This window comes from Oceanospirillum sp. (genome assembly GCF_048265165.1).
Classification (GTDB): Bacteria; Pseudomonadota; Gammaproteobacteria; order Pseudomonadales; family Halomonadaceae; genus Oceanospirillum.
The window spans coordinates 286814-309368 of record NZ_JBLXCD010000002.1; the positions used below are offsets into that span (position 1 = coordinate 286814).

The following is a 22555-nucleotide window of genomic DNA, read 5'->3' on the forward strand; positions in this document are numbered from 1 at the left end:
CAGCAAAATGCACCCTTGCAAGTCTGCTCCCTGTATCAACTACCATCCTTGTCCTGCAGTACCTGACGATGCATTTCTGCCTTAAAGCGACTTGTCATATCATCCGGCCATAATGGCCGATCCAGCAAATACCCCTGCGCAAGATCACACCCTAGTGCCTGAAGGTATTCCAGCTGCTCGGTAGTCTCAACACCCTCTGCAACCGTAAGCAGGCTCAGGCTTTGCGCCAAACTGATAATCGCCCGAGTGATAGCACTGTCGTCCGCATCGTGTGGCAGGTCTGAAATAAAGGCTTTATCAATCTTCAGCTTATCCAATGGAAAGCGCTTCAGATAGGCCAGGGATGAGTAGCCGGTACCAAAGTCATCCAGAGAAACCCACACACCGAGCTCTTTCAACCGCCTCAAAATCCCGATTGCCTCAGAAGCCCCTTGCATCAGAGTGCTTTCAGTCACTTCAATCACCAGGTTCTCTGCCGGGAAGCCGGTTTCTTCCAGTACCCGACGAATCTGGTCGACGAGCTCTTCCCTGAACTGCAGTGCCGAAACATTAACCGCCAGCTCTATATCCGGAAAACCTTCCTCCCGCCAGCGCTGCCCCTGCAAACAGGCTTCATACATCACCCATGCGCCCAGCTCCAGAATAAGCCCGGTTTCCTCAGCAAGTCCGATAAAAAAGTCAGGCGGCACCAACCCCTGCTCAGGATGCTGCCAGCGTACCAGGGCTTCAACACCATACAGTCGCATATTTTTCATGCAGAACTGCGGCTGGTAAACCAACCGCAATTCACCTTCAGCGATGCCTTTGCGCAAGGCATTTTCCATCACCAGACTACGGGAAACATCGTCGTTGATTTGCTGAGTAAAAAACTGATACTGATTCCGCCCCTGAGCTTTTGCATGATAAAGTGCAGCATCTGCATTACGGAACAACATTTCAAAGTTCAACCCATCCCCCGGGTACAGTGCAATACCAATACTTGGGGTCAGGGTCAGCGAGTGCCCGCCCAGTTCAACCGGCTGACTTACATGCTGAATAATATCCCGCGCCACCAAAGCCGCATCATTGGGATGATTAAGATCTGACAGCAGAATGACAAACTCATCGCCACCGACACGACTGACGGTAACAAGATCATCCACAAGCGCAGTCAGGCGCTCCGCCACAGCGCAAAGCAGGCGATCACCGACCTCATGCCCCAAAGAGTCATTCACATTCTTGAAACGGTCCAGATCAACAAACAGTAGCGCCAGATGACTATGATTATGCCTTGCAATATGTACTGCCTGATCAACACGATCCGCCAGCAGACGCCGATTAGGCAGGTCAGTCAGGGAATCATATTCCACGAGATAGCGCAGGCGTTTCTCATTAGCCTTGCTCAACGAAATATCACTCAACGTCGCGATATGATTAACAACGTCTCCATCTTCTCGCACCAGATTCAGAGAAAGCCATTCAGGAAACAGCACGCCATCTTTACGTCGGTTCCAGACTTCCCCTTGCCATCGCCCAGTCTTCATCAACCTTGACCACATATCTTCATAAAATCGCTCATTATGACTTCCAGATGCCATAAACGAAGGATTTTTACCCTCTGCCTCTTCCTGTGAGTATCCCGTTATCTCAGTAAAAGCAGGGTTGACCGCCAAAATTCGGTTGAGGGCATCTGTGATCATGATCCCTTCTGTGGCATTTTCAAAAACACGGGCAGAAAGCTCCAGCTGACGACTGTTATCCATTAACTGCGATCTCTGGTGCTCAATATCCTGCTCATAGCGGATAAAGATTCGTCGCAACCAACGGGAGTAAACCAGAGCCAAAATCAATGCCAGCAGCAAGCCGGCCACCATCACCAGCACGAAGCTTCTGACGGCATCGGCACTCTGGGCATCCAAAGTTGCCTTATGCTCAGCTAGCATAGGCGCAAGGTCATCAGGGTAGATCCCGGCCACTAACACCCATCCCCATTCGGGCACAACTTTGACCTGTGAACGTTTAACGACTGGCCCCCGCCCATCCGGATAAAACCAGCTATATTCAACAATACCTCCCCCTGAGGCCGCCGTATCCATGATGGCATCAATCGCAACACGATGCAGATCCCTCACATCCCGGGTTTCAGACAAAACCGTCAGGGCCGTATTTGCCAGCGTATTACCCTGCAAATCCAAGACAGAAATATAACCATTATCACCGAAACGGAAATTTTCCAGCCGACGAGTTACCTCTTGCTTAAGGTCATTTTCAACCCGATAAAGATAGTCACCAGCACCAATAATCCAGTTATACGGTTCAAAAAGACGCACATAGGCAATTTTATCTTCCATCAGTTTATGATCAGAGGGCGCATACCAACGATAGCGGGAAAAACCGGATTGCTGAGCATTATTACTCACGGCATCAATCAGCCCTCTCATAATGTAATGACCGGTATCGTCTCGGTTATCATAGAGAGAACTGCCTTCAAGATGAGGTGCCGTAGGCAAGAGAACACACATTCCTTCAAGGTCATCAATAAAGAGATAACCACGACCTTCAAAGAAGCGGACATTGCGCAGAGATTCCCGGATCAGAGTTTTGATCTCAGTGTCAGACAAGCGATCTTTTGATTCAGCATAAATCGACTCCGCAACAGCCACTGCCTGATCAACGAAGACTTTAGACTGTGCCCTCAGAACCTGCTCTGTTCGGGTGCGCATGTACTGGATATAGCTGGCTGTCGCATCCAGCTCAGACAGCAGCAACCCCTCCTGCTGTTGCAAAACTTTTTGCTCAAGCCTGTCAAGCTGTTGCTGCTTTTGATTGCCCAGCGCATAGAAGAAATAGCTGCTGACAATCAGACCGAAGATAAATACGACCGCCAGCATACCGATTGTTTGCAGGGCTGGCAGACGCCGGGCCTTGAGCTCAAATTTCATAATCGCCTTAATACAGATTCAGCCTGCTACAAAATAGCCTAAACAGAAGATATAGTGCTGTCCGAAAACCGTAACAGCCTGAAATAAAACAGAACACCTATAAATATAGCGCTATAAATATTATTTGTGGCAATCAGCCCAGCGCAGGAATCACTGAATGACTGCTGTAACCGAGCATACAGCATAATAGCCGTCACCAACGCCTGTCAGGACAAAAGCAAGTAGCGTCCAGTCTAATGATTCACTTAGTGCTAGAAATTCCAACCAGACAGCAACTAAATAAACTACCAAACCAGTAAACACCAGAGAAGCGCATTAAAGTATATAACCTACAACTACTGAGAGAGCCAATAGACCCGGAAGCTCTTATGTCGTCCTAAAAGCATTTAGCAACTCCATACAGGAATCTTCACCCAATGATTAATTTCGATGGCAGAGGAAGTCCGAAAACGTTAGACACTGTAGTGCTTTTTCCGCGGCAAAGAAAAGGTTAACGTCAAACATGCCAGCACAAACAAACTCTATATTAGCTTGTACAAATAGCCGCCTGTAGCGACTCAGACTCTGACAGGAATTGTTCATGCCGGGACATTTTTACTTTAAACTAGCGTTCAGGACGGTTAGATTAAGACTAGCATCGGATAATCAATCGATAAGGCCATGACCGTCCATCGCCACACAAAGTCTCACAATGTTACAACGTGATACAGTTTTTCTAAGTGGTCAAGGCTACTATGACTCCATCACCCCTAACACGATACAAGCCTGCTTATATAAAATGGATGATAAAAACTTAGCGCCCGACGCTGATTCTGCTCAAATCCCTAAAGACCTGCCATCAGTGCCGGGGGTTTACCCTGCGCACCATAAAATGTCGGCAGCGGAAGCAGCAGAAAAAGAAGCTGAACGCGAACGTGAAAAAATCAAAGCACAGTGGGAAGCGAAACAGGCGGAAAAAAAACAGGAAGAGCGTAAAAAGGCTGAAGAAGCAAGGCTAAAAGCTGAGCGTGAAGCCCTTTACAAAGACCTGGAAACGCTGAATTACGAGCTTCTCTCGCTGAGTGAATACCCTTCTGATTTTGAGATAGAGTCTGCCCGACGCTCACGCTTGGGATGGTTCTTCGGTTTGGGTATCTCTGTATTCCTGTTCACCAGCTCTCTGCTAAACCTAGTACACCCTTGGGTCGGAGGAATATCAGGCGGCATCGCATTTGTGCTTTGGTTAAGTCACGGCACAGGTATGATGAAGTTTCTGCCGGGACTATCGCTTTATCCTGAGCTACTGGCTAAGCGACGAAAAATCAAAAATGGGGTGACCGAATATATCCAGCAGATTGAAGCCAAACGGGGTTTTATTCACCGCATCTATCCGTTGGTGCATCATAATCCAAGGCTCAGGGCACGTAAATTTCGCCGGATCGCTCTAATGTCTAAAGAGCACACCCTGATGAGTAATATGAAAACACTACAGGATGTTGCTCTATATCATGAATATCTTGATGAGTGCCGCAAAGCAGCAGAAGAATATTTCCGTACAGAAAGGGAAGACCAGATGCTGGCAGACATGGATTTCGACCCTAGTGTCGAGGACCTGGAACAAGAGCTAAACGACAACACCCATGACGAAGAGAGCACAGAAAACGATCAAACGGATCAGTTATCCGAAGAAAAAAGTCTGAAAACGGACGACAACAGCCTGAAGACAGATGACGATAGCCTAAAGACAGATGACGATAGCCTGAAAAAAACTGATGAATCAGCCGTAACGCCCAATGAAACATCATCGACTCAGGACAGACAGGGCGGACACAACTGATCATTAAATCCGTTAAAGGAGTCTGCGGTGTCAGTGCAAACCTCATTATCACAACATGTTGTTGTGCTGGGAGCCAGCCCAAAACCGGAACGTTACTCTAATCAGGCTATTCGCCTGCTGATGGATTATCAACATAACGTTACTGCGGTAAACCCTGCATTTGATCAGATTAACCAGTGTCCATGCGTTCGCGAGCTTGCAGCTATTCACCAACCTATAGACACTCTGTGTCTGTACCGCAATGCATCTCAACTTGCCAAACAAATAGATGAAATCATTGCTCTTAAACCTAAGCGGGTCATCTTCAACCCTGGAACAGAGTCCTGGGAGTTACAACAAGCGTTAACCCAGTCGGGTATATTGTGGCAGGAAAGCTGCACACTCGTTATGCTACGCAGCGGGCATTTCTGAACAACCTGCCTTACGCCAGAGTCAGAGCAGTCCCAAGGATTTTTCCTTGCGATTCTGATAACCCGTTTCAGCCTTCGAGCAAAACTGAATAAGTCCTCTATGCATACACATCCACTGTCACCAGAGCGCCTGGCAATCTTTGTCCCTTTTTCAAAGCTCTCTGAAGAACACCTGATCCTGCTGTGTCATCGCATTGAGATTTGTCAGGAACCTGAAGGTAAAGAGATAAGTCCCAGAGGGGATAACCGCAGCGAAGAGCTTTTTCTTCTCAGTGGCCGGGTAACTGTTTTCGCTGAAGATGGCAGTGAAATAACGCTATCTGCCGGGGATAACCGCAGTCGATTCAGTTTGCTGAATTTACGACCGAGCCCAAACCTTATCGTCAGCCAAACTGAGACCGAGTTTTTTCTCCTGGATAGCGATCTGCTTCAGACTCTCCAGGCTGAATCCAGCAACCTCTCCCTGCCTCTGACAGAAATTCTGGCCAATGACAGCAGCCATCCACTCGTATTGCAGTTCTATCGCTCTCTGATACAAAATAAACTGAGCCTGCCATCCCTGCCGGAAGTCACCCAAAAGGTCAGCCAAATTATTGTTGATGAGGAGTTGAATGTTGATCATATGGCCTCTCTGATCGCAGCTGATGCCTCCCTGGCCGCCCGGTTAATTAAAGTGGCAAACAGCGCTCTGTATCGTGCGTACGGACCTATCAGTCAACTATCTGAAGCGATTAAACGTCTTGGGCTAAACGCAACCCGTCACCTGGTTCTCGCCTTTGCGCTACAAGTACAACTTCAGATTCCTGCAGCAAACTGGGTCAGAAAGCGTCAGCTGCGCAGCTGGAAAGAGAGTATTCAACTGGCAGCCATCTGTTATGTTCTGGCAAAGAAATGTACCAAAATTCCGCCGGAAGAAGCTCTTTTGGCAGGCCTGCTGCACAATATTGGTGAATTACCCCTAGTGCAATTTGCCGCCGAATACCCTGAACTTGCAGATGACCCGGACTACCTTGACCAAATAATGCAGGAGGCCAGAGGGCAGGCCGGTGCCATAATCCTACATCGATGGAATTTCCCGGAAGCCCTGGTAACTGCCGTACAGCATGTAGACACCTGGTTTTATGAGCCTAACTCCAAGGACGTTACACTGACCGATATTTTAATTCTGGCACGCCTGCACAGCATGGCCATGAGTGAGCGCTCCCCTTCTGCACCATCGATCAGCCAGGTTCCTTCCTACGAGAAAATTGCGCCAGGGCCACTGACAAGTCAGCAACGGCTTGAAATTCTTGAAGATGCCAGGGACCAGATCAGCGAAATTAAAAGCATCTTCAATCGCTGACACCCTACAATCTGACAAATTACTTTTTTCTCTGCATGGGCATCTGTTAAATCTGCAGGATAGGGTAAGATAGGCTTAGCATATTAGCTCAGATTCAGCCGGCCGGCTGATCAACTGAAACAGGTTAAGGGGTCAAGCGTGCGAGCACTGATTCAAAGGGTTGCCCGAGCAAAAGTTGAGGTTGATCAACAATGCATTGGAGAGATCAACCAAGGACTATTGGTCTTTATCGGTGTGGAAAAAGGGGATCGTACAGAAGATGCCGACCGCCTGTTAAAAAAATTGCTGGCTTACCGGGTATTTGCCGATGCCGAAGATAAAATGAACCTCAGCGTCACGGATGTTCAGGGAGGACTGCTTCTGGTCTCGCAGTTCACTCTGGCTGCAAATACTCAAAAAGGACTAAGGCCCAGCTTCTCATCTGCAGCACCTCCGGCAGAGGGTGAGGATCTGTATAATTACCTTGTTGAGCAGGCCAAAGGGCTCCACCCAAGCGTGGCTACAGGGCGTTTTGGTGCAGATATGAAGGTAGAGCTGCTCAATGACGGCCCGGTAACCTTCTTGCTGGAAACCTGATCGACTCCAAACAATTTCTAAGGCAGAGTTATGACACAACACTCCAAATCGAGCAAAGTCGCGTTAGTCACCGGAGGCGGCCAGGGCATAGGCCGCGCTATCTGCCGGGGACTACTGAATCAGGGCATGATCGTTATCTGTGCTGATATCGACCTTGAAGCCGCCGATGAAACTGTTTCTCTCTATCAGGATCTGGGAACAATTAAAGCCCATTCCTTGGACGTTTCCGATGAGCCTGTTGTTCAGGAGTGCATTCAGGAGATTATCGGAGAATTTGGCCACCTTGACGTACTGGTCAATAATGCCGGGCTGTCAACTCCCTTCAACGACCCGATTGAAGACCTTTCCCTTGAAGACTGGCAGCGCTATCTTGATGTTAATCTGACAGGTGTATTCCTGGTCAGTAAACATGCCGTACCCTACCTTCGGGAGCAGCAGGGCAGCATTATCAATATAGGCTCAACCCGGGCAAACCAGTCTGAACGGGACACAGAAGCCTATGCCGCCAGCAAAGGTGGCGTGATCTCACTGACCCATGCACTGGCGATCAGTTTAGGTGGTGAAGTACGCGTAAACTGTATCAGCCCCGGTTGGATAGAAGTGGGAGACTGGCAGAAAGCCCGCACATGCATCGAGCCTATTCACTCCCCCTCCGATCTGGCTCAACACCCCGTGGGTCGTATCGGTAAGCCCGATGATGTCGCCTATATGGTCTGCTATCTGGCAACTGACGTTGCAGGCTTCATCACAGGTCAGAACTTCGTCGTTGACGGCGGTATGGGCGTCAAAATGGCCTATAACGACAGCTAGCATTCGAGGTCAGTCAACAGGCGGCCGAATATGAGAATATCCGGCCGCTCAGTCAGTCTCACAAAACAGTCAAAGTTCTAACTCCGCCTCGGCTGTCTCTAACTCCTCTGAAAGTAGCATCCACTCCTCTTCGATGGTTTCTGAAGCGGTACTGAGCTCGCCCTGCCTTTTGAGCAATACCTGCAGACGATCTTTATTTTCATCCTGATAGATCTCAGGCTCCGCAAGCTCCTGCTCAATATTACCAAGCTCTGCCTGAACCTTATCCAGCTCGGACTCCAGCTTATCTACTTTTTTCTTCAGTGGACGTAACTGCTCCCTGCGCTGCGCTGCTAAGCGACGCTCCTCTTTACGGTCACGCTTTTCTTCGACAGCCCCCTCCTTATTACCAGATACAAGGTCAGTCTCCGTGCCAGCGCCTTTCTGCAAGGCAAGCGTCCGGTTCTTCAGCCAGACATGATAATCCTCAAGATCACCCTCAAACGGCTCAACCCGGCCATCGCATACCAACCAGAACTCATCAACCGTGTTGCGCAGCATATGCCGGTCATGGGAGACCAGAATGACCACTCCCGGAAACTCCTGTAGCGCAAAAGTCAGCGCCAGCCGCATTTCAAGATCCAAGTGGTTGGTAGGCTCATCCAGCAGCAACAGGTTGGGTTTCTGCCAGGCGATCAGAGACAGAGCTAAACGGGCTTTCTCGCCACCAGAGAACCGATTAACCTCTGTCTCCACATCATCCCCCCGAAAACCAAAACCACCCAGATAATTACGGATCTCCTGTTCGGAAACCTTGGGTGATAAGCGTTGAATGTGCAGCAGTGCCGAGGCATTCAGATCCAGAGACTCCAGCTGATGCTGAGCAAAATAGCCCACCTGCAGGTTTTCACTGGGTGTATAAATACCAGAAACCACCGGCAGGTCGCCCACCAAGGTTTTAATCAGAGTCGATTTACCTGCGCCGTTCGGACCTAAAAGACCGACACGCATCCCCGGCAATAAGGTGAAGCTCACCAGACTCAGAATCACACTGCTGTCGCCATAACCGATATTGGCATCATCCATTACCAAAAGCGGGGATGACGTTTTCTCGGTGCAGGGAATGGTGAACTGAAAGGGTGAATCCACATGGGCAGGAGCAATTTTCTCCATTCGTTCCAGTTCTTTAACCCGGCTCTGCGCCTGCTTCGCTTTTGAAGCTTTCGCCTTAAAGCGACGGACAAAACTCTCAATCTCAGCAATACGGGTCTGCTGCTTCTCAAACTGGGCCTGTTGTTGAGCCAGGCGCTGGGCACGCATAATCTCAAACGCCGAATAATTACCACGATAGAGGTTGATCTTCTGCTGTTCAAAATGGGCGATATGCTCTACAACACTATCTAAAAAATCCCTATCGTGCGAGATCAGCAGTAGTGTGCCCGGGTACTGGCGCAACCAGTTCTCCAGCCACAATGTTGCATCCAGATCTAAGTGGTTCGTCGGCTCATCGAGCAGAAGCAGATCAGACGGCATCAACAGTGCCTGTGCGAGGTTCAGACGAATACGCCAGCCACCGGAGAAAGACTGTACCGGCTGCTGTGTCTGCGCCATAGTAAAACCCAGCCCCAACAGTAGCTGCTCGGCACGATTGGGTGCCGTATAACCATCCAGCGTCTCCAGCTCGGCGTGCAAGCGGGCAATACCATTATTATCCCCGCTCGCTTCCGCCTCCGCTAAAGCATTCTGCACTTTGCGCAGAGGCTTATCACCATCAAGCACATACTCAAGAGCTGTTTTATCCCGGGCGTGAACCTCTTGAGCCATATGAGCGATACGCAGTTGAGGCGGGATCAGTAATTCACCCGCATCCTGATGTAGCTCACCTAAAAGCAGTTTAAACAGACTGGACTTACCGGCACCGTTAGAACCAACAACACCGATACGCTGACCACGATGGATAATCAGAGAGGTATTTTGCAGGAGAGAGAGACTTCCCCGTTGCAGGCTCAGGTCTTCTAATGTAATCATGTGATTTTACTGTCAAAAATGTTGCGTGCGGGAATTGAAGCCTGGATCAGATCGCGCAAAAAAGAATAATGATGAGCCCGGAGGCCGGCAACCATGTCAGAACTTACCTTGTCCTATGATAACCCATTCTGGCGTTTTTCTACGAAACTCTATCGTCTCGAAACCGTTGAAGCAGCCTGCCTTTATCTTCAGGACCACCAGGGAGTCATGGTTAACCAATTGCTTTTCAGCTGTTGGCTGACCACTCAGAATGTTTGCTTCACCCGTGAATGGCCAGCACAGGTAGAGCCTGTACTGGGTTGGCATAATCAGTTTGTCGTACCGCTACGGAAACAGCGCCGTCAGCTGAAGCCTATGACAGGCGTTGAGGCACACCTGAAGGAGATGAGCCAACACCTCCTCTCTGCGGAGCTTATCGCCGAACAACATGAACAGGCACTTCTTTACCTTCTTTATTCCCTGAAAAAAGGTATGCAAACCTGCGCAGACAGAGAAACGGCCCTGCGCAGCAACCTGAAATTTACACTTAAAGATGCCAGCTTCACAGCAACAGCCCAGCAGCAGCTGAAAAACTTATTGGAAATGGTTGTCGACCAGGATATTGCCCAAGCGATTATCATCGGCTTGTCTGCTGATCAGGTTTAGCCTGGCCACGATCGTACTGCCTGCATGCTTTAAATGACGTTGTGTTTTTATGGCAGCCAAAGAGGAAGCCCTTATTCATATCCGGAGCAGAAGTGTTACCCTAATGCCGGTGAATATGGGTTTGACTCTAAAGGCAGCACAAATAACACAACAGCTGGAACACTTTAGCTCAATAGAAGTCTGAGTCTCCATCGCGACAGATACAAATGTCATTAACAGCATATCTGTCCATTGGCCTTATCCTCCACTAAATAACGTCTGGAGGGTATTAAAAGAGGCTCAATGTATTACTCAGGAGCACCGAAAAAACGGGGCCCTGGTACCAAATTAATTAATGATAGGCTGCCCGGGATTATTTTATTTATACCCCCAGCCGGAATTAGCAGCCCCTAATAAGGAGTTTTCATGAAAAAAGCGCTACTCACCCTGACCCTCACCAGCCTGCTTGCTACACCTGTCATGGCAGACACAACCCCAACTACGGAAGAAGATCGACTGAGTTATAGTTTGGGGTTGATCATGGGCCAGCGCCTGAAACAGGAATTTACCGACCTGAATGTCGACATGATGTCTCAGGCCGTAAAAGACCTGTACGCTGACGGTGAGATGAAGATGACCGAAGCAGAAGTCAAAGAAACCATGCAAGCTTACCAGCAGAAGAAAATGCTGGAGCAGCAGGAAGCTCAGGCAAAAGCTGCTGAAGCCAATCTGAAAGCGGGTCAGGAGTTCATGGCCCAAAATGGCAAGAAAAAAGGCGTTGTAACCACTGACTCCGGTCTGCAATACCAAGTACTGACGACCGGTAATGGTGCAAAACCTGCTCTGACCGATCAGGTTAAAGTCCACTACGAAGGTAAACTTCTGAGCGGTAAGGTATTCGACAGCTCTTATCAGCGTGGCGAGCCGGTCACCTTCGGTCTGAATCAAGTAATTACGGGTTGGCAGGAAGGTCTGCAGCTGATGCCTGTGGGTAGCAAGTGGAAAATATTCATTCCATCTGACCTTGCCTACGGTCCTGGCGGCACAGGTGGCCCTATCGGCCCGAATGAAACGCTGATTTTTGAAGTTGAGCTACTGGATATTAACCCGGAAGCTTAACCGCCCATAAGGCAGTGCCGCAGCCCTTCTGGATCGGTCGACACCTGAAATTCAAGCATTACCGAATGCCCGGGCAGTTTATCTGCCCGGGCATTTTTTGTTTGATCATATTGAATTTCTGACCTAACAACAGAAATCCTGACCTATTAGTAGGCGTGCAATTGTTAATTAAGGTCACCGGCCTGACCTACCTCTGCTAAAGCCTATCCCTGACTGGACAGCCCTCCCCATAACACTAATACTGCCTTGTACAGAGAAGCCTTAACACCCCTTCTGGAAAGGAAGCAAGCTATGGTCCAAACAACCTCGTCTTCTGGCCTACGCCCAATACCCGCTTTTGTGGCACTATGTATTGGGCTTCTTATCTGGCTACTACCCCAACCTGACACAGTATCTGACCAAGGCTGGCTAATGCTCGCCATGTTTATTGGCACCATTGCCGCTATTATTGGAAAAGCGATGCCAATCGGAGCTCTATCTATTTTGGCCATTACACTCGTCGCAGCTTCCGGTGTTACCAGCGATAACCCTGGCGCGTCCATAAAAAATGCCTTGGGCAGCTTTACCAGCCCTCTGATATGGTTAATCGCCATTGCGATTATGATCTCACGAGGTTTGATCAAAACAGGTTTAGGCGCCAGGATCGGCTACCACTTTATTGCCCTATTTGGTAAACGAACCCTAGGAATCGGCTACGCCCTGGTACTGTCAGAGCTAACTATCGCACCCGTTACACCAAGCAATACTGCACGGGGTGGCGGTATTATCCACCCGATCATGCTATCCATCGCTCGAAGCTTCGGTTCCAGCCCGGAAAACAATAGTACCGGAAAAATCGGTAAATACCTGGCCTTGGTGAACTACCATGCCAACCCGATCACTTCTGCCATGTTTATCACAGCCACCGCTCCAAACCCTCTCACGGTAAAACTTATTGCAGAAGCGACTGGGGCTGAGATCAGCCTGAGCTGGACAACCTGGGCAGTGGCAATGCTGCTACCCGGATTGGTCGCTATCGCCTTGATGCCTTTGCTGCTCTATTGGATCTATCCGCCTGAGATCAAAAAAACGGAAGATGCCCGAACTTTTGCCCGCCAGAAACTCGATGACCTGGGACCTTTGAGTCGTGGCGAAAAAATCATGCTAATGGTCTTTTCTATTCTGCTCGCCCTTTGGGCTGATCTTCCCGTTTGGTTTTTTGGAGAGGCTTATCAGCTTAATGCAACCACAAGTGCTTTTATCGGCCTGTCGATTCTACTGATGTCCGGTGTTTTGGTCTGGCAGGATATTCTGGCAGAAAAAAGCGCTTGGGATACTCTGGTTTGGTTTGGGGCTCTGGTCATGATGGCCTCCCAACTAAACAGCCTTGGCGTTATCAGCTGGTTCTCTGCCAGCATACAGGGGCTGATTGCACAAACCGGACTAGGTTGGGCTGGGGCCAGTGGCTTACTGGTGCTGATTTTCCTCTACTCCCACTATTTCTTTGCCAGTACCACTGCACACATCACAGCGATGATGGCAGCATTTCTTACGGTCGGTCTGGCAATGGGTGCGCCACCAATGCCTTTCGTTCTGATGATGGCTGCAGCCTCTTCCATTATGATGACACTAACCCACTACGCCACAGGAACATCACCCGTGATCTTCGGTTCCAACTACGTCACCCTCGGAGAATGGTGGCGCGCGGGCTTCATAATGAGTATCGTCAATTTAACCATCTGGGTTGTCATTGGCGGTCTCTGGTGGAAACTGCTCGGCTACTGGTAGGCCTGCAAAAGCTTAAAGCCAGACGCTTAATAGCTAATACAAAAACAAAAAAACCGCAGCGTGTCATGACCTAAAAAGTCATACCCGTTGCGGTTTTTTTGTATCACCACTGGCGGTTAACGATTAGCCGCCGATAGCTCAGCGGCTAAAATTTAACACCTAGAGGTATAACTGCTTACTTATTCTTCGCGCGCTTACGCTCATTTTCAGTCAGCAGTTTCTTACGAACACGGATCGATTCCGGCGTAACTTCCACCAGCTCATCATTTTCGATGAACTCAAGCGCCTGCTCCAGCGTGTGCTTGATCGGCGGAGTCAGCGTCAGAGCTTCATCGGTACCGGAAGCACGAACGTTAGTCAGCTGCTTGCCTTTAGTCGGGTTAACCACCAGGTCGTTACTACGCGAGTGAATGCCGATCACCTGACCTTCATACACTTCCGCACCGTGACCCAGGAATAAACGTCCACGATCCTGCAGGTTAAACAGACCGTAAGACAGAGTCTTACCTTTCACCATGGAAACCAGTACGCCATTCTGACGCTTAGCCACTTCACCATCTTTAACGGTGTCATAACGGTCAAATACGCTGGTCATAATGCCGGAACCAGAAGTCAGAGTCAGGAACTGACCACGGAAACCGATCAGACCACGAGAAGGTACAGTGAACTCAAGTTTCACACGACCTTTACCGTCTGGCTCCATGTTGGTCAGCTCGCCTTTACGCAGACCCATCTCTTCCATAATTGAACCCTGATGCTGATCTTCAACGTCGATCACAACATTTTCATAGGGTTCCATCATAACGCCATCAACTTCTTTGCGGATAACTTCCGGACGGGATACACCCATCTCGAAGCCTTCACGGCGCATGGTTTCAATCAGAACAGACAGGTGAAGCTCACCACGACCGGACACGATAAATTTATCAGGAGAGTCACCTTCTGCAACACGCAATGCAACGTTGTGAATCAACTCCTGATCCAGACGCTCTTTGATATTACGGGAGGTTACAAACTTACCTTCTTTACCGGCAAACGGAGAATCGTTCACCAGGAAGGTCATGCTTACCGTTGGCTCATCAACCGTCAGAGGTGGCAGGGCTTCGACCAGCTCAGGGTCACACAAAGTATCAGAGATGCTCAGGCCATCGATACCGTTAATACATACGATATCACCGGCATTCGCCAGATCAGTATCAACACGATCAAGGCCCATATAGCCTTTTACGTTCAGAACCTTACCTTTACGCTCATCACCGGCGATGTTCTTAACCACAACCTGTTGGCCCGGCTTCAGCTGACCACGGGTAATACGGCCAATACCGATAACACCGACATAGCTGTCATAGTCCAGCGCAGAAATCTGCATTTGGAAAGCACCGGCAGGATCAACATCAGGTGCAGGAACGCGGTCAATAATCATATCCAGCAGAGGCTTCATATCGTCTGCCATATTTTCCGGATCATCACCCGCAATACCGTTCAGTGCAGACGCGTATACAACCGGGAAGTCCAGCTGCTCATCAGTCGCACCCAGGCTATCAAACAGATCAAATACCTGATCCATAACCCAGTCAGGACGAGAGCCCGGACGGTCGATCTTGTTGATCACAACAATCGGCTTCAGGCCACGCTCAAACGCTTTCGAGGTTACGAAACGGGTCTGAGGCATAGGACCGTCCTGCGCATCAACCAGCAGCAGTACACAGTCAACCATAGAGAGAACACGTTCTACTTCACCACCGAAGTCAGCGTGCCCAGGAGTATCAACAATGTTGATCCGGTAATCTTCCCACTTGATTGCGGTGTTTTTTGCCAGGATGGTAATGCCGCGCTCTTTTTCCTGATCGTTGGAATCCATAACACGTTCGGAGCCAACGTCTTTACGGTCCAGCGTACCGGAGAACTGAAGAAGAGAATCAACCAGAGTAGTTTTACCGTGGTCAACGTGCGCAATAATTGCAATATTGCGTAACTTATTGATATCTGAAGACATTCGGAGTATTTCGCCTGCTCAAAAATTAGAGACCGACCACACCAAACGATAGATAAACCCTAAAGCCGACCTAAAGAGCGAGTCCAGATCTCTGGAATGTTTGCTACCCAAAAAGGTAGCAAAGTAAAAAATAAAAAGGTTGGAAATTGTACACACTTTACGGTTGCGGTTGTATGAATTTCTTTACCAGAAGCCAATATATAAACGTTTAAATCAGCAAAACCCTCAACTCTCAAGCAAAAACAAGTGCTTACGCAAGATAAGAATTAAGGGTTCACCCTACTTTGCAGAAAAAGTCCTTTTTTTAACTTTCTATCTTGTCGCGATCCGGTAAAATCCAGCTTTTTTTGTCGCTTGCGACATTTTACTGCTGCTTTAAAAACGGGTGAGACATGACCAAACAACGCAGAGCCGTATCTCTGATTTCCGGCGGACTGGATTCCATGCTGGCTACCAAAGTCATTCAGGAGCAAGGCGTCCATGTAGAAGGAATCAACTTTTACACCGGCTTTTGTGTCGAAGGGCACACCCACGCCATTCGCAAGAAAGACAAGGAAAAACAAAAAAAGAACAGCTCTCTCTGGGTTGCCGAACAGCTGGGGATCAAACTGCATATTATCGATATCTCAGAAGAGTACAAAGATATTGTCCTCAACCCGAAACACGGTTACGGCCAGAATCTTAACCCCTGCCTTGATTGTAAAATCGATATGGTTGCCCGTGCCTGGCAATGGTGTCAGGACAATGACTTCGACTTTGTCATCACCGGAGAAGTCATCGGCCAGCGACCTAAGTCCCAGCGTAAAGCAACCATGCCAATTATCGCCCGAGAATCTCAGGTCGAGGATCGTTTGGTACGGCCTTTATGCGCGCAACATCTGCCGGAAACGCATCCTGAACGTGAAGGCTGGGTGAAAAGAGAGGAGCTGTATGACTTCAGTGGCCGCAGCCGCAAGCCACAGTTTGCTCTGGCTGAAAAATTAGGTATTGATGAATGGTCGCAACCTGCGGGCGGCTGCTGCTTCCTGACCGATGCCAGCTACAGTAAAAAGTTACAGGATCTTTGGGATGCCCGCGGCGAACGCCGCTATGAAGTTGACGATATTATGCTCCTGAAAGTAGGTCGCCATATCCGCCCGGCTAAGAATTTCAAGCTTATCGTCAGCCGCGAAGAGGGTGAAAACAACTTTATGCGCGGCTACCGCTCGCAGTTCACCTACCTGTATCCGACAAGTCATGGCGGCCCGCTAACTCTGATTGACGGCTCACCCACGGATGAAGATCTTGAGCTGGCGGCCCGTATTGTTGCTCGTTTCAGCCAAGGCCGGAATGCTGACAAAGTAACACTGGAAGTGGTACGTGAGCATAACCAACCAGCTCAGGTCGTCCAGGTTGCGCCTATGCCTGCGGAAGATATTCCTGAAGAGTGGTACATCCACTAAACCCGCACCGGATCATCATAGTTTAGCCTTAAAGAAAACGCACCAGATCACTCTGGTGCGTTTTTTTCATATTCAGCCTAAAATAAAAGCCTACTGCACAAATAGTGCGCGCCTTTAGCAGCCCCAAACAAGACTGCATGGTTCTGGCGTCCCATCGGAGAAAAATCAAAATGAGTCAACACGAACTAAATGCCCGCAATCTGCTCTGCCCGATTCCGGTGATCCGCACACAGAACAAAATCAGTGAACTATCCGCAGGAGATCAGCTTGTAGTCTACTGTACCGATCCGGGGACTCTGCACGACATTCCAGCCTGGTGTCGCGTCCATGGTCATACTTTAGTCTCAGCAGAAGAGCAATCTGATGAGATAGTCATTACTATTGAAGTTAACGACACCTAACAAGCACCACAAACGAGCACAGAGCATCAAAGCGCACCAAAAAAAAGCACCAAGCTCAGTATAAGTGACTTCACATCCCTTATTTCAGGACTTATTTTTCTGGTAACACATTGGTATTACTGGTTTTTTACCAAATGGCATCTAACTTGCTAAATAGATGATAAATATGAAAAGCCTGTCGGACGGGCTTTTAACAAACCAAGTAAAAACGATTACGACAATCGATTTTGACAACAAAGCGAAAGCTCCATTGGAGGACAAGCAATGTCAGCGAACACCCTTAACCTGATTAAAGAACATGACATCAAGTGGGTTGATCTGCGCTTCACCGATACCAAAGGTAAAGAACAGCACGTTACCATCCCTGCCCGTTATGTCGATGAAGAGTTCTTCGAAAACGGCCAGATGTTTGACGGTTCTTCTATTTCTGGTTGGAAAGGCATTAACGAATCCGACATGATCCTGCTGCCGGATGACACCACCAGCTTCATCGATCCCTTCTTTGAAGACAAAACACTGGTTCTACGCTGCGACATTATTGAGCCTGCAACCATGCAAGGCTATGAGCGTGACCCACGCTCCGTCGCTAAACGCGCTGAAGAGTACCTGAAGTCTACCGGTCTGGGTGACACTGCTTTCTTCGGCCCTGAGCCTGAGTTCTTCATCTTTGATGATGTTCGCTGGGATTCCAACATGTCCGGCAGCTTCGTGAAAATCGATTCTGAAGAAGCGGCATGGAACTCAGAGAAAGCGATAGAAGGCGGTAACATGGGTCACCGCCCACGCGTTAAAGGCGGTTACTTCCCTGTTCCTCCTGTTGATTCCGTACACGACATCCGCGCTACCATGTGTAACGTAATGGAAGAGATCGGTCTGGACGTAGAAGTTCACCACCATGAAGTGGCGACGGCTTGTCAGAACGAAATCGGCGTAGCGTTCAACACTCTGGTTAAGAAAGCCGACGAAGTTCAGATGCTGAAATACGTTGTACACAACGTTGCTCACGCCTATGGCAAAACGGCTACCTTTATGCCGAAGCCAGTTGTTGGTGATAACGGTTCCGGTATGCACGTTCACCTGTCTTACTGGAAAGACGGCGTAAACCAGTTCGCTGGTGACCAGTATGCGGGCCTGTCTGAATCTGCCCTGTTCGCTATCGGCGGCATCATCAAGCACGCTAAAGCACTGAACGCTTTCTGTAACCCAGGCACCAACTCTTACAAACGTCTGGTTCCAGGTTTCGAAGCACCTGTTATGCTGGCGTACTCTGCCCGTAACCGTTCTGCATCACTGCGTATCCCTTACACGTCCAGCCCTAAAGCTAAGCGTGTTGAAGCTCGCTTCCCTGACCCAATCGCGAACCCATACTTGGCATTCTCAGCTCTGCTGATGGCTGCTCTGGATGGTGTTCAGAACAAGATTCACCCTGGCGACCCAGCGGATAAAGATCTGTATGATCTGCCAGCTGAAGAAGCAGCAGCAATCCCAACTGTTGCAGCGTCTCTGGAAGAAGCTCTGACCTGCCTGGATGCTGACCGTGAGTTCCTGACTAAAGGCGGCGTATTCACCGATGACATGATCGATGCATACATTGAACTGAAAAATGAAGATGTTGCACGCGTAAACATGACGACTCACCCGATTGAGTTTGATCTGTACTACAGCGTATAAGTTGATCATCAGCTAACAGGCTTCCGCTCTTCTTATGAAGAGACTTAACCCCTGACCTAAACTGTCAGGGGTTTTTTTATGCCCGCTTCCCCTGTAAGCCTAAGCGAACAACAGTGCCGAACCGGACCTTTTCAAACAAAGCCGGAAACCCCCTTCGCACCAAAAAAGCTCACCAGAAAGCACGGTAATCCACGAACAAAAACCAACATAGAATACTGCTGACAAGCGGAGGAGCTGGTAAAACAGTATATTCAAAGAAACTGCAAACGAAAATACGCACAAAACTGGGACACCCTCAGTCAGCACAAGGCAACCAAATGCACTATAGTTGTGCGCATAGATACACCAAGGCCATCGGCAAATCGACTTCAACCAAACCTGTAGCAGCAGAGAAGCCTGAATAGATGGGCAACCACTTATTTTTGCTCTTAATTTTCCTTACTGGTGCAGTTTTTGCTGTATCTGTAGACCGATGTATAAAAAACAATCACGTCCCGGAGAGACAGGTGTGAGCAAAACGGATCATCAAAAACTTCTGCTCGACAATCTGAGTACAGCCGTCATTCAGGTAGACCATGAGCTTTGCTTAGTTTACCTGAACCCTGCTGCAGAGATGCTGTTTGCCTGCGGGGCGAACAGGGCTATCGGTATGCCAGTTAATCAGCTGTTTATTGAGGATGACAGCACACCGGAGGCCTGGAAACAGGCTGCTAATGCCGGCCACCCATTCACAAAAAGGGAAAGCCAGATCGTATTGCCGAACGGGAGCCGGAATATTGTTGATTACACCGTAAGCCCGGTGCTGACACCAGAGGGCTATTACCTGGTCGTAGAACTGCAGCCCAGAGATCGTCTGCTGAAAATCAGCAAGGAAGAGGAGCTTTTGGCGCAGCAGGATACACTGCGAACCCTCGTCCGGGGCATGGCCCATGAGATCAAGAACCCTTTAGGTGGAATACGGGGAGCCGCACAATTACTGGAGCGGGAATTACCGGAAGAAAGCCTGAAAGACTATACCGAGGTCATCATTAGCGAAGCTGACCGGCTGCGTAATCTGGTGGATCGTATGCTGGGGCCCCGGAAAATGCCTAACCTCAGCAGCCTGAATATCCATAAGGTCCTGGAGCATGTATATGCACTGGTCGCGGCAGAGTCGGAAGGCAGTATTAAACTGGTCAGAGACTACGACCCCAGTCTGCCGGATCTGATCGGCGATCAGGAACAGTTGATTCAGGCTATTCTCAATATCGTACGTAATGCGATGCAGGTACTCGAAGAAAGCCAGCAGCAAGACAAACATATCACCTTCCGAACCCGCGCCAAACGCCAGTTTACCCTCGGATCGGAACGCCACCGCCTACTCTGTCAGGTAGAAATTATCGACAACGGCCCGGGCATTCCACCTGAGTTGCTGGAAACTCTATTTTACCCTCTGGTTACCGGGCGAGCCGAAGGCACTGGCCTTGGTCTCTCTATCGCCCAAACGATTCTGCATCAGCATCATGGGCTGATTGAGTGTGAATCCAAACCCGGGAAAACCCTTTTCAGACTTTTGATTCCGTTGGAGCAGAAAAATGAGCAAACCCTATAACGTATGGATTGTCGATGATGACCGCTCTATCCGCTGGGTACTGGAACGCTCGATGGAGCAGGAGGGCATGTCCGTTAAGGTCTTTGAACGCGCAGAAGGCGTACTCAAAGCCCTGAGCACAGAAGCACCGGACGCCATCATCACCGATATCCGCATGCCAGGCATGGACGGACTGGAGTTACTGGCCCAGATTCAGGAGCAGCATCCGGCATTACCGGTTATCGTAATGACCGCCCACTCTGACCTGGAAAGCGCTGTTGCCTCTTATCAGGGAGGTGCATTTGAGTATCTGCCTAAGCCCTTTGATGTTGATGAAGCCGTTGCTCTGGTTAAACGCGCCATCAGCCATGCGAAAGAACAGGAGCACCCATCCGGTCAGGTTAATCCGCTGCCCAGTACAGAAATTATTGGTGAAGCGCCGGCGATGCAGGAAGTATTTCGTGCCATTGGCCGTCTGTCCCACTCCAATATCACCGTACTGATCAACGGCGAATCCGGTACCGGCAAAGAGCTGGTTGCCCATGCTTTGCACCAGCACAGCCCCAGAGCCGGAAATCCGTTTATCCCGCTGAATATGGCTGCAATCCCGAAAGACCTGATTGAGTCTGAGCTATTTGGTCATGAGAAAGGTGCTTTTACCGGAGCCAACACTCAACGACGGGGGCGCTTTGAGCAGGCTGATGGCGGCACTCTGTTTCTGGATGAGATCGGGGATATGCCAGCAGATACCCAGACCCGACTATTGCGGGTTCTGGCTGATGGAGAGTTCTATCGTGTCGGCGGTCACACTTCGGTTCAGGTTGATGTACGTATTATCGCCGCAACCCACCAGGATCTTGAAACCTTGGTACAGGAAGGCCGCTTCCGTGAAGATCTGTTCCACCGCCTTAATGTCATCCGTATCCACTTGCCGAAATTGAGTGAGCGCCGGGAAGATATCCCGCGGTTGTCGGAATACTTCCTGTCAAAAGCAGGCAAAGAACTGGGAGTTGAACCCAAGATTCTGCTGCAGGAAACCATCGATTACATGCAGCAATTGTGCTGGCCAGGCAATGTGCGTCAGCTGGAAAACACCTGTCGATGGATCACCGTTATGGCCTCCGGGCGAGAGGTACACCAGGATGACCTACCTCCGGAATTGATGGAACAAAAACAGGCTGAAGGTGCGAATAACAGCCGCTGGCAAAGTGCATTGCACCTGTGGGCTGATAATGCCCTCACTGAAGGGCGTAAAGGCATTCTTGATACCGCAGTACCGGAATTTGAAAAAGTCATGATTGAAGTTGCTCTGAAACATACCGCCGGAAGACGTCGGGATGCAGCAGAACTTCTGGGATGGGGACGAAATACCCTGACCCGCAAAATCAAGGAGCTTAACCTCGACACCAGCGGTGATGATGACGAAAACTAAACACCGAGCGTTTTAGCACCACTGTTCAGGCAGTGCATATGCCCGACAAATATTCTGCCAGCCCCCGTTCCGGCAGAATATTTGGGCGGTTTGATGACTCAAAAAACTAAACAGCACCCTCGAACCCTACCTGACGCCATGCTTCGTAGGTGATAATAGATACGGCATTCGACAAGTTCAGGCTCCGACTGGTTGCCATCATAGGGATTCTCAGCCAGTGATCGGTTGTAAACTGCGCTAAAATTTCCGCTGGCAGCCCCCGGGTTTCCGGGCCAAACAGCAACACATCTCCCGCCCGAAATGACATATCGGTAGCAAATCTTTTAGCCTTGGTTGTGCAGGGGAAGATACGCTTACCTTCCATCGCCTCGCGGAAGGCCTCAAAGTCTGGATAGCGACTCACTAATGCCAGGTCGTGATAATCAAGCCCTGCCCGCCGTAATTTCTTTTCCTCCAGATCAAACCCTAAAGGCTCAATCAGATGTAGCCGGCAACCCGTGTTGGCACAGAGCCGGATAATATTTCCTGTGTTAGGTGCAATTTCAGGCTCAAACAAAGCCAATTCAAACATTAAGATCTCTCCAATACGGGCTCAGGTTATTACCAATAAAGCCCAGAAAAAATTACTCAAACAGCGAAGGCTTAAACACG

At 49.4% G+C, this 22555-nt stretch carries 17 protein-coding genes; 13 read left to right on the plus strand and 4 right to left on the minus strand.

Features of this window, described 5'->3' with window-relative positions; translation table 11 throughout:
* Positions 1-35: 35 nt before the first annotated feature.
* Positions 36-2921 carry a cache domain-containing protein gene (locus ACN0R8_RS04870; protein WP_417595634.1) on the minus strand — a complete coding sequence of 962 codons (2886 nt, stop codon included), beginning with the start codon at positions 2919-2921 and terminating at the stop codon, positions 36-38.
* Between the two features lie 691 nt (positions 2922-3612).
* Here ACN0R8_RS04870 and ACN0R8_RS04875 point away from each other — a divergent pair.
* From ACN0R8_RS04875 to ACN0R8_RS04895, 5 genes are all read left to right on the plus strand, one after another.
* On the plus strand, positions 3613-4737 hold the full coding sequence (locus ACN0R8_RS04875) for a cell envelope integrity protein TolA (RefSeq protein ID WP_417595636.1): 1125 nt from the start codon (positions 3613-3615) through the stop codon (positions 4735-4737).
* Between the two features lie 27 nt (positions 4738-4764).
* A complete protein-coding gene (locus tag ACN0R8_RS04880; protein ID WP_417595638.1) occupies positions 4765-5148 on the plus strand; it encodes a CoA-binding protein in 384 nt (127 codons plus the stop codon).
* Positions 5149-5247: 99 nt separating this feature from the next.
* Positions 5248-6489 (plus strand): HDOD domain-containing protein, encoded by a 1242-nt coding sequence (locus ACN0R8_RS04885; RefSeq protein ID WP_417595640.1) that lies wholly within the window; start codon positions 5248-5250, stop codon positions 6487-6489.
* 138 nt (positions 6490-6627) lie between these two features.
* Positions 6628-7065 (plus strand): D-aminoacyl-tRNA deacylase, encoded by a 438-nt coding sequence (dtd, locus tag ACN0R8_RS04890; RefSeq protein WP_417595642.1) that lies wholly within the window; start codon positions 6628-6630, stop codon positions 7063-7065.
* 30 nt (positions 7066-7095) lie between these two features.
* On the plus strand, positions 7096-7875 hold the full coding sequence (locus tag ACN0R8_RS04895) for an SDR family NAD(P)-dependent oxidoreductase (protein ID WP_417595644.1): 780 nt from the start codon (positions 7096-7098) through the stop codon (positions 7873-7875).
* A gap of 69 nt (positions 7876-7944) precedes the next feature.
* Here the strand turns inward: ACN0R8_RS04895 and ACN0R8_RS04900 are convergent, their stop codons facing one another.
* On the minus strand, positions 7945-9882 hold the full coding sequence (locus tag ACN0R8_RS04900) for an ATP-binding cassette domain-containing protein (RefSeq protein WP_417595647.1): 1938 nt from the start codon (positions 9880-9882) through the stop codon (positions 7945-7947).
* Between the two features lie 93 nt (positions 9883-9975).
* Here ACN0R8_RS04900 and ACN0R8_RS04905 point away from each other — a divergent pair, with 93 nt between their 5' ends.
* The 3 genes from ACN0R8_RS04905 (at position 9976) to ACN0R8_RS04915 (ending at position 13392) form a co-directional block, all read left to right on the plus strand.
* The gene (locus ACN0R8_RS04905) at positions 9976-10527 is read left to right on the plus strand and encodes a TIGR02444 family protein (protein ID WP_417595649.1); all 552 of its coding nucleotides are present in this window, start codon (positions 9976-9978) and stop codon (positions 10525-10527) included.
* 405 nt (positions 10528-10932) lie between these two features.
* On the plus strand, positions 10933-11625 hold the full coding sequence (locus ACN0R8_RS04910) for an FKBP-type peptidyl-prolyl cis-trans isomerase (protein ID WP_417595651.1): 693 nt from the start codon (positions 10933-10935) through the stop codon (positions 11623-11625).
* Between the two features lie 291 nt (positions 11626-11916).
* The gene (locus ACN0R8_RS04915) at positions 11917-13392 is read left to right on the plus strand and encodes an anion permease (RefSeq protein WP_417595655.1); all 1476 of its coding nucleotides are present in this window, start codon (positions 11917-11919) and stop codon (positions 13390-13392) included.
* Positions 13393-13567: 175 nt separating this feature from the next.
* Here the strand turns inward: ACN0R8_RS04915 and typA are convergent, their stop codons facing one another.
* Positions 13568-15388, minus strand: a complete 1821-nt coding sequence (gene typA / locus ACN0R8_RS04920; protein WP_417595657.1) for a translational GTPase TypA — start codon at positions 15386-15388, stop codon at positions 13568-13570.
* 392 nt (positions 15389-15780) lie between these two features.
* Between typA and ACN0R8_RS04925 the strand changes: the two genes are divergently transcribed.
* The 5 genes from ACN0R8_RS04925 to glnG all read left to right on the plus strand — a co-directional run bounded on the left by ACN0R8_RS04925 (position 15781) and on the right by glnG (position 21904).
* Positions 15781-16830 carry a tRNA (5-methylaminomethyl-2-thiouridylate)-methyltransferase gene (locus ACN0R8_RS04925; RefSeq protein ID WP_417595659.1) on the plus strand — a complete coding sequence of 350 codons (1050 nt, stop codon included), beginning with the start codon at positions 15781-15783 and terminating at the stop codon, positions 16828-16830.
* A gap of 170 nt (positions 16831-17000) precedes the next feature.
* Positions 17001-17231, plus strand: a complete 231-nt coding sequence (locus ACN0R8_RS04930; protein WP_078319517.1) for a sulfurtransferase TusA family protein — start codon at positions 17001-17003, stop codon at positions 17229-17231.
* Positions 17232-17495: 264 nt separating this feature from the next.
* Positions 17496-18902, plus strand: coding sequence for a glutamate--ammonia ligase (gene glnA, locus ACN0R8_RS04935; RefSeq protein WP_417595661.1), 1407 nt, complete (start codon positions 17496-17498; stop codon positions 18900-18902).
* Between the two features lie 508 nt (positions 18903-19410).
* A complete protein-coding gene (gene glnL, locus ACN0R8_RS04940) occupies positions 19411-20493 on the plus strand; it encodes a nitrogen regulation protein NR(II) (RefSeq protein ID WP_417595663.1) in 1083 nt (360 codons plus the stop codon).
* Positions 20477-21904, plus strand: coding sequence for a nitrogen regulation protein NR(I) (glnG, locus tag ACN0R8_RS04945; protein ID WP_417595665.1), 1428 nt, complete (start codon positions 20477-20479; stop codon positions 21902-21904). Before glnL ends, glnG begins: the two co-directional genes overlap by 17 nt.
* Positions 21905-22010: 106 nt before the next feature.
* On the opposite strand, the gene ACN0R8_RS04950 is transcribed toward glnG, so the two are convergent.
* Entirely contained in the window at positions 22011-22475 is a 465-nt protein-coding gene (locus ACN0R8_RS04950; RefSeq protein ID WP_417595667.1) for a tRNA (cytidine(34)-2'-O)-methyltransferase, read from the minus strand.
* Between the last annotated feature and the right edge of the window lie 80 nt (positions 22476-22555).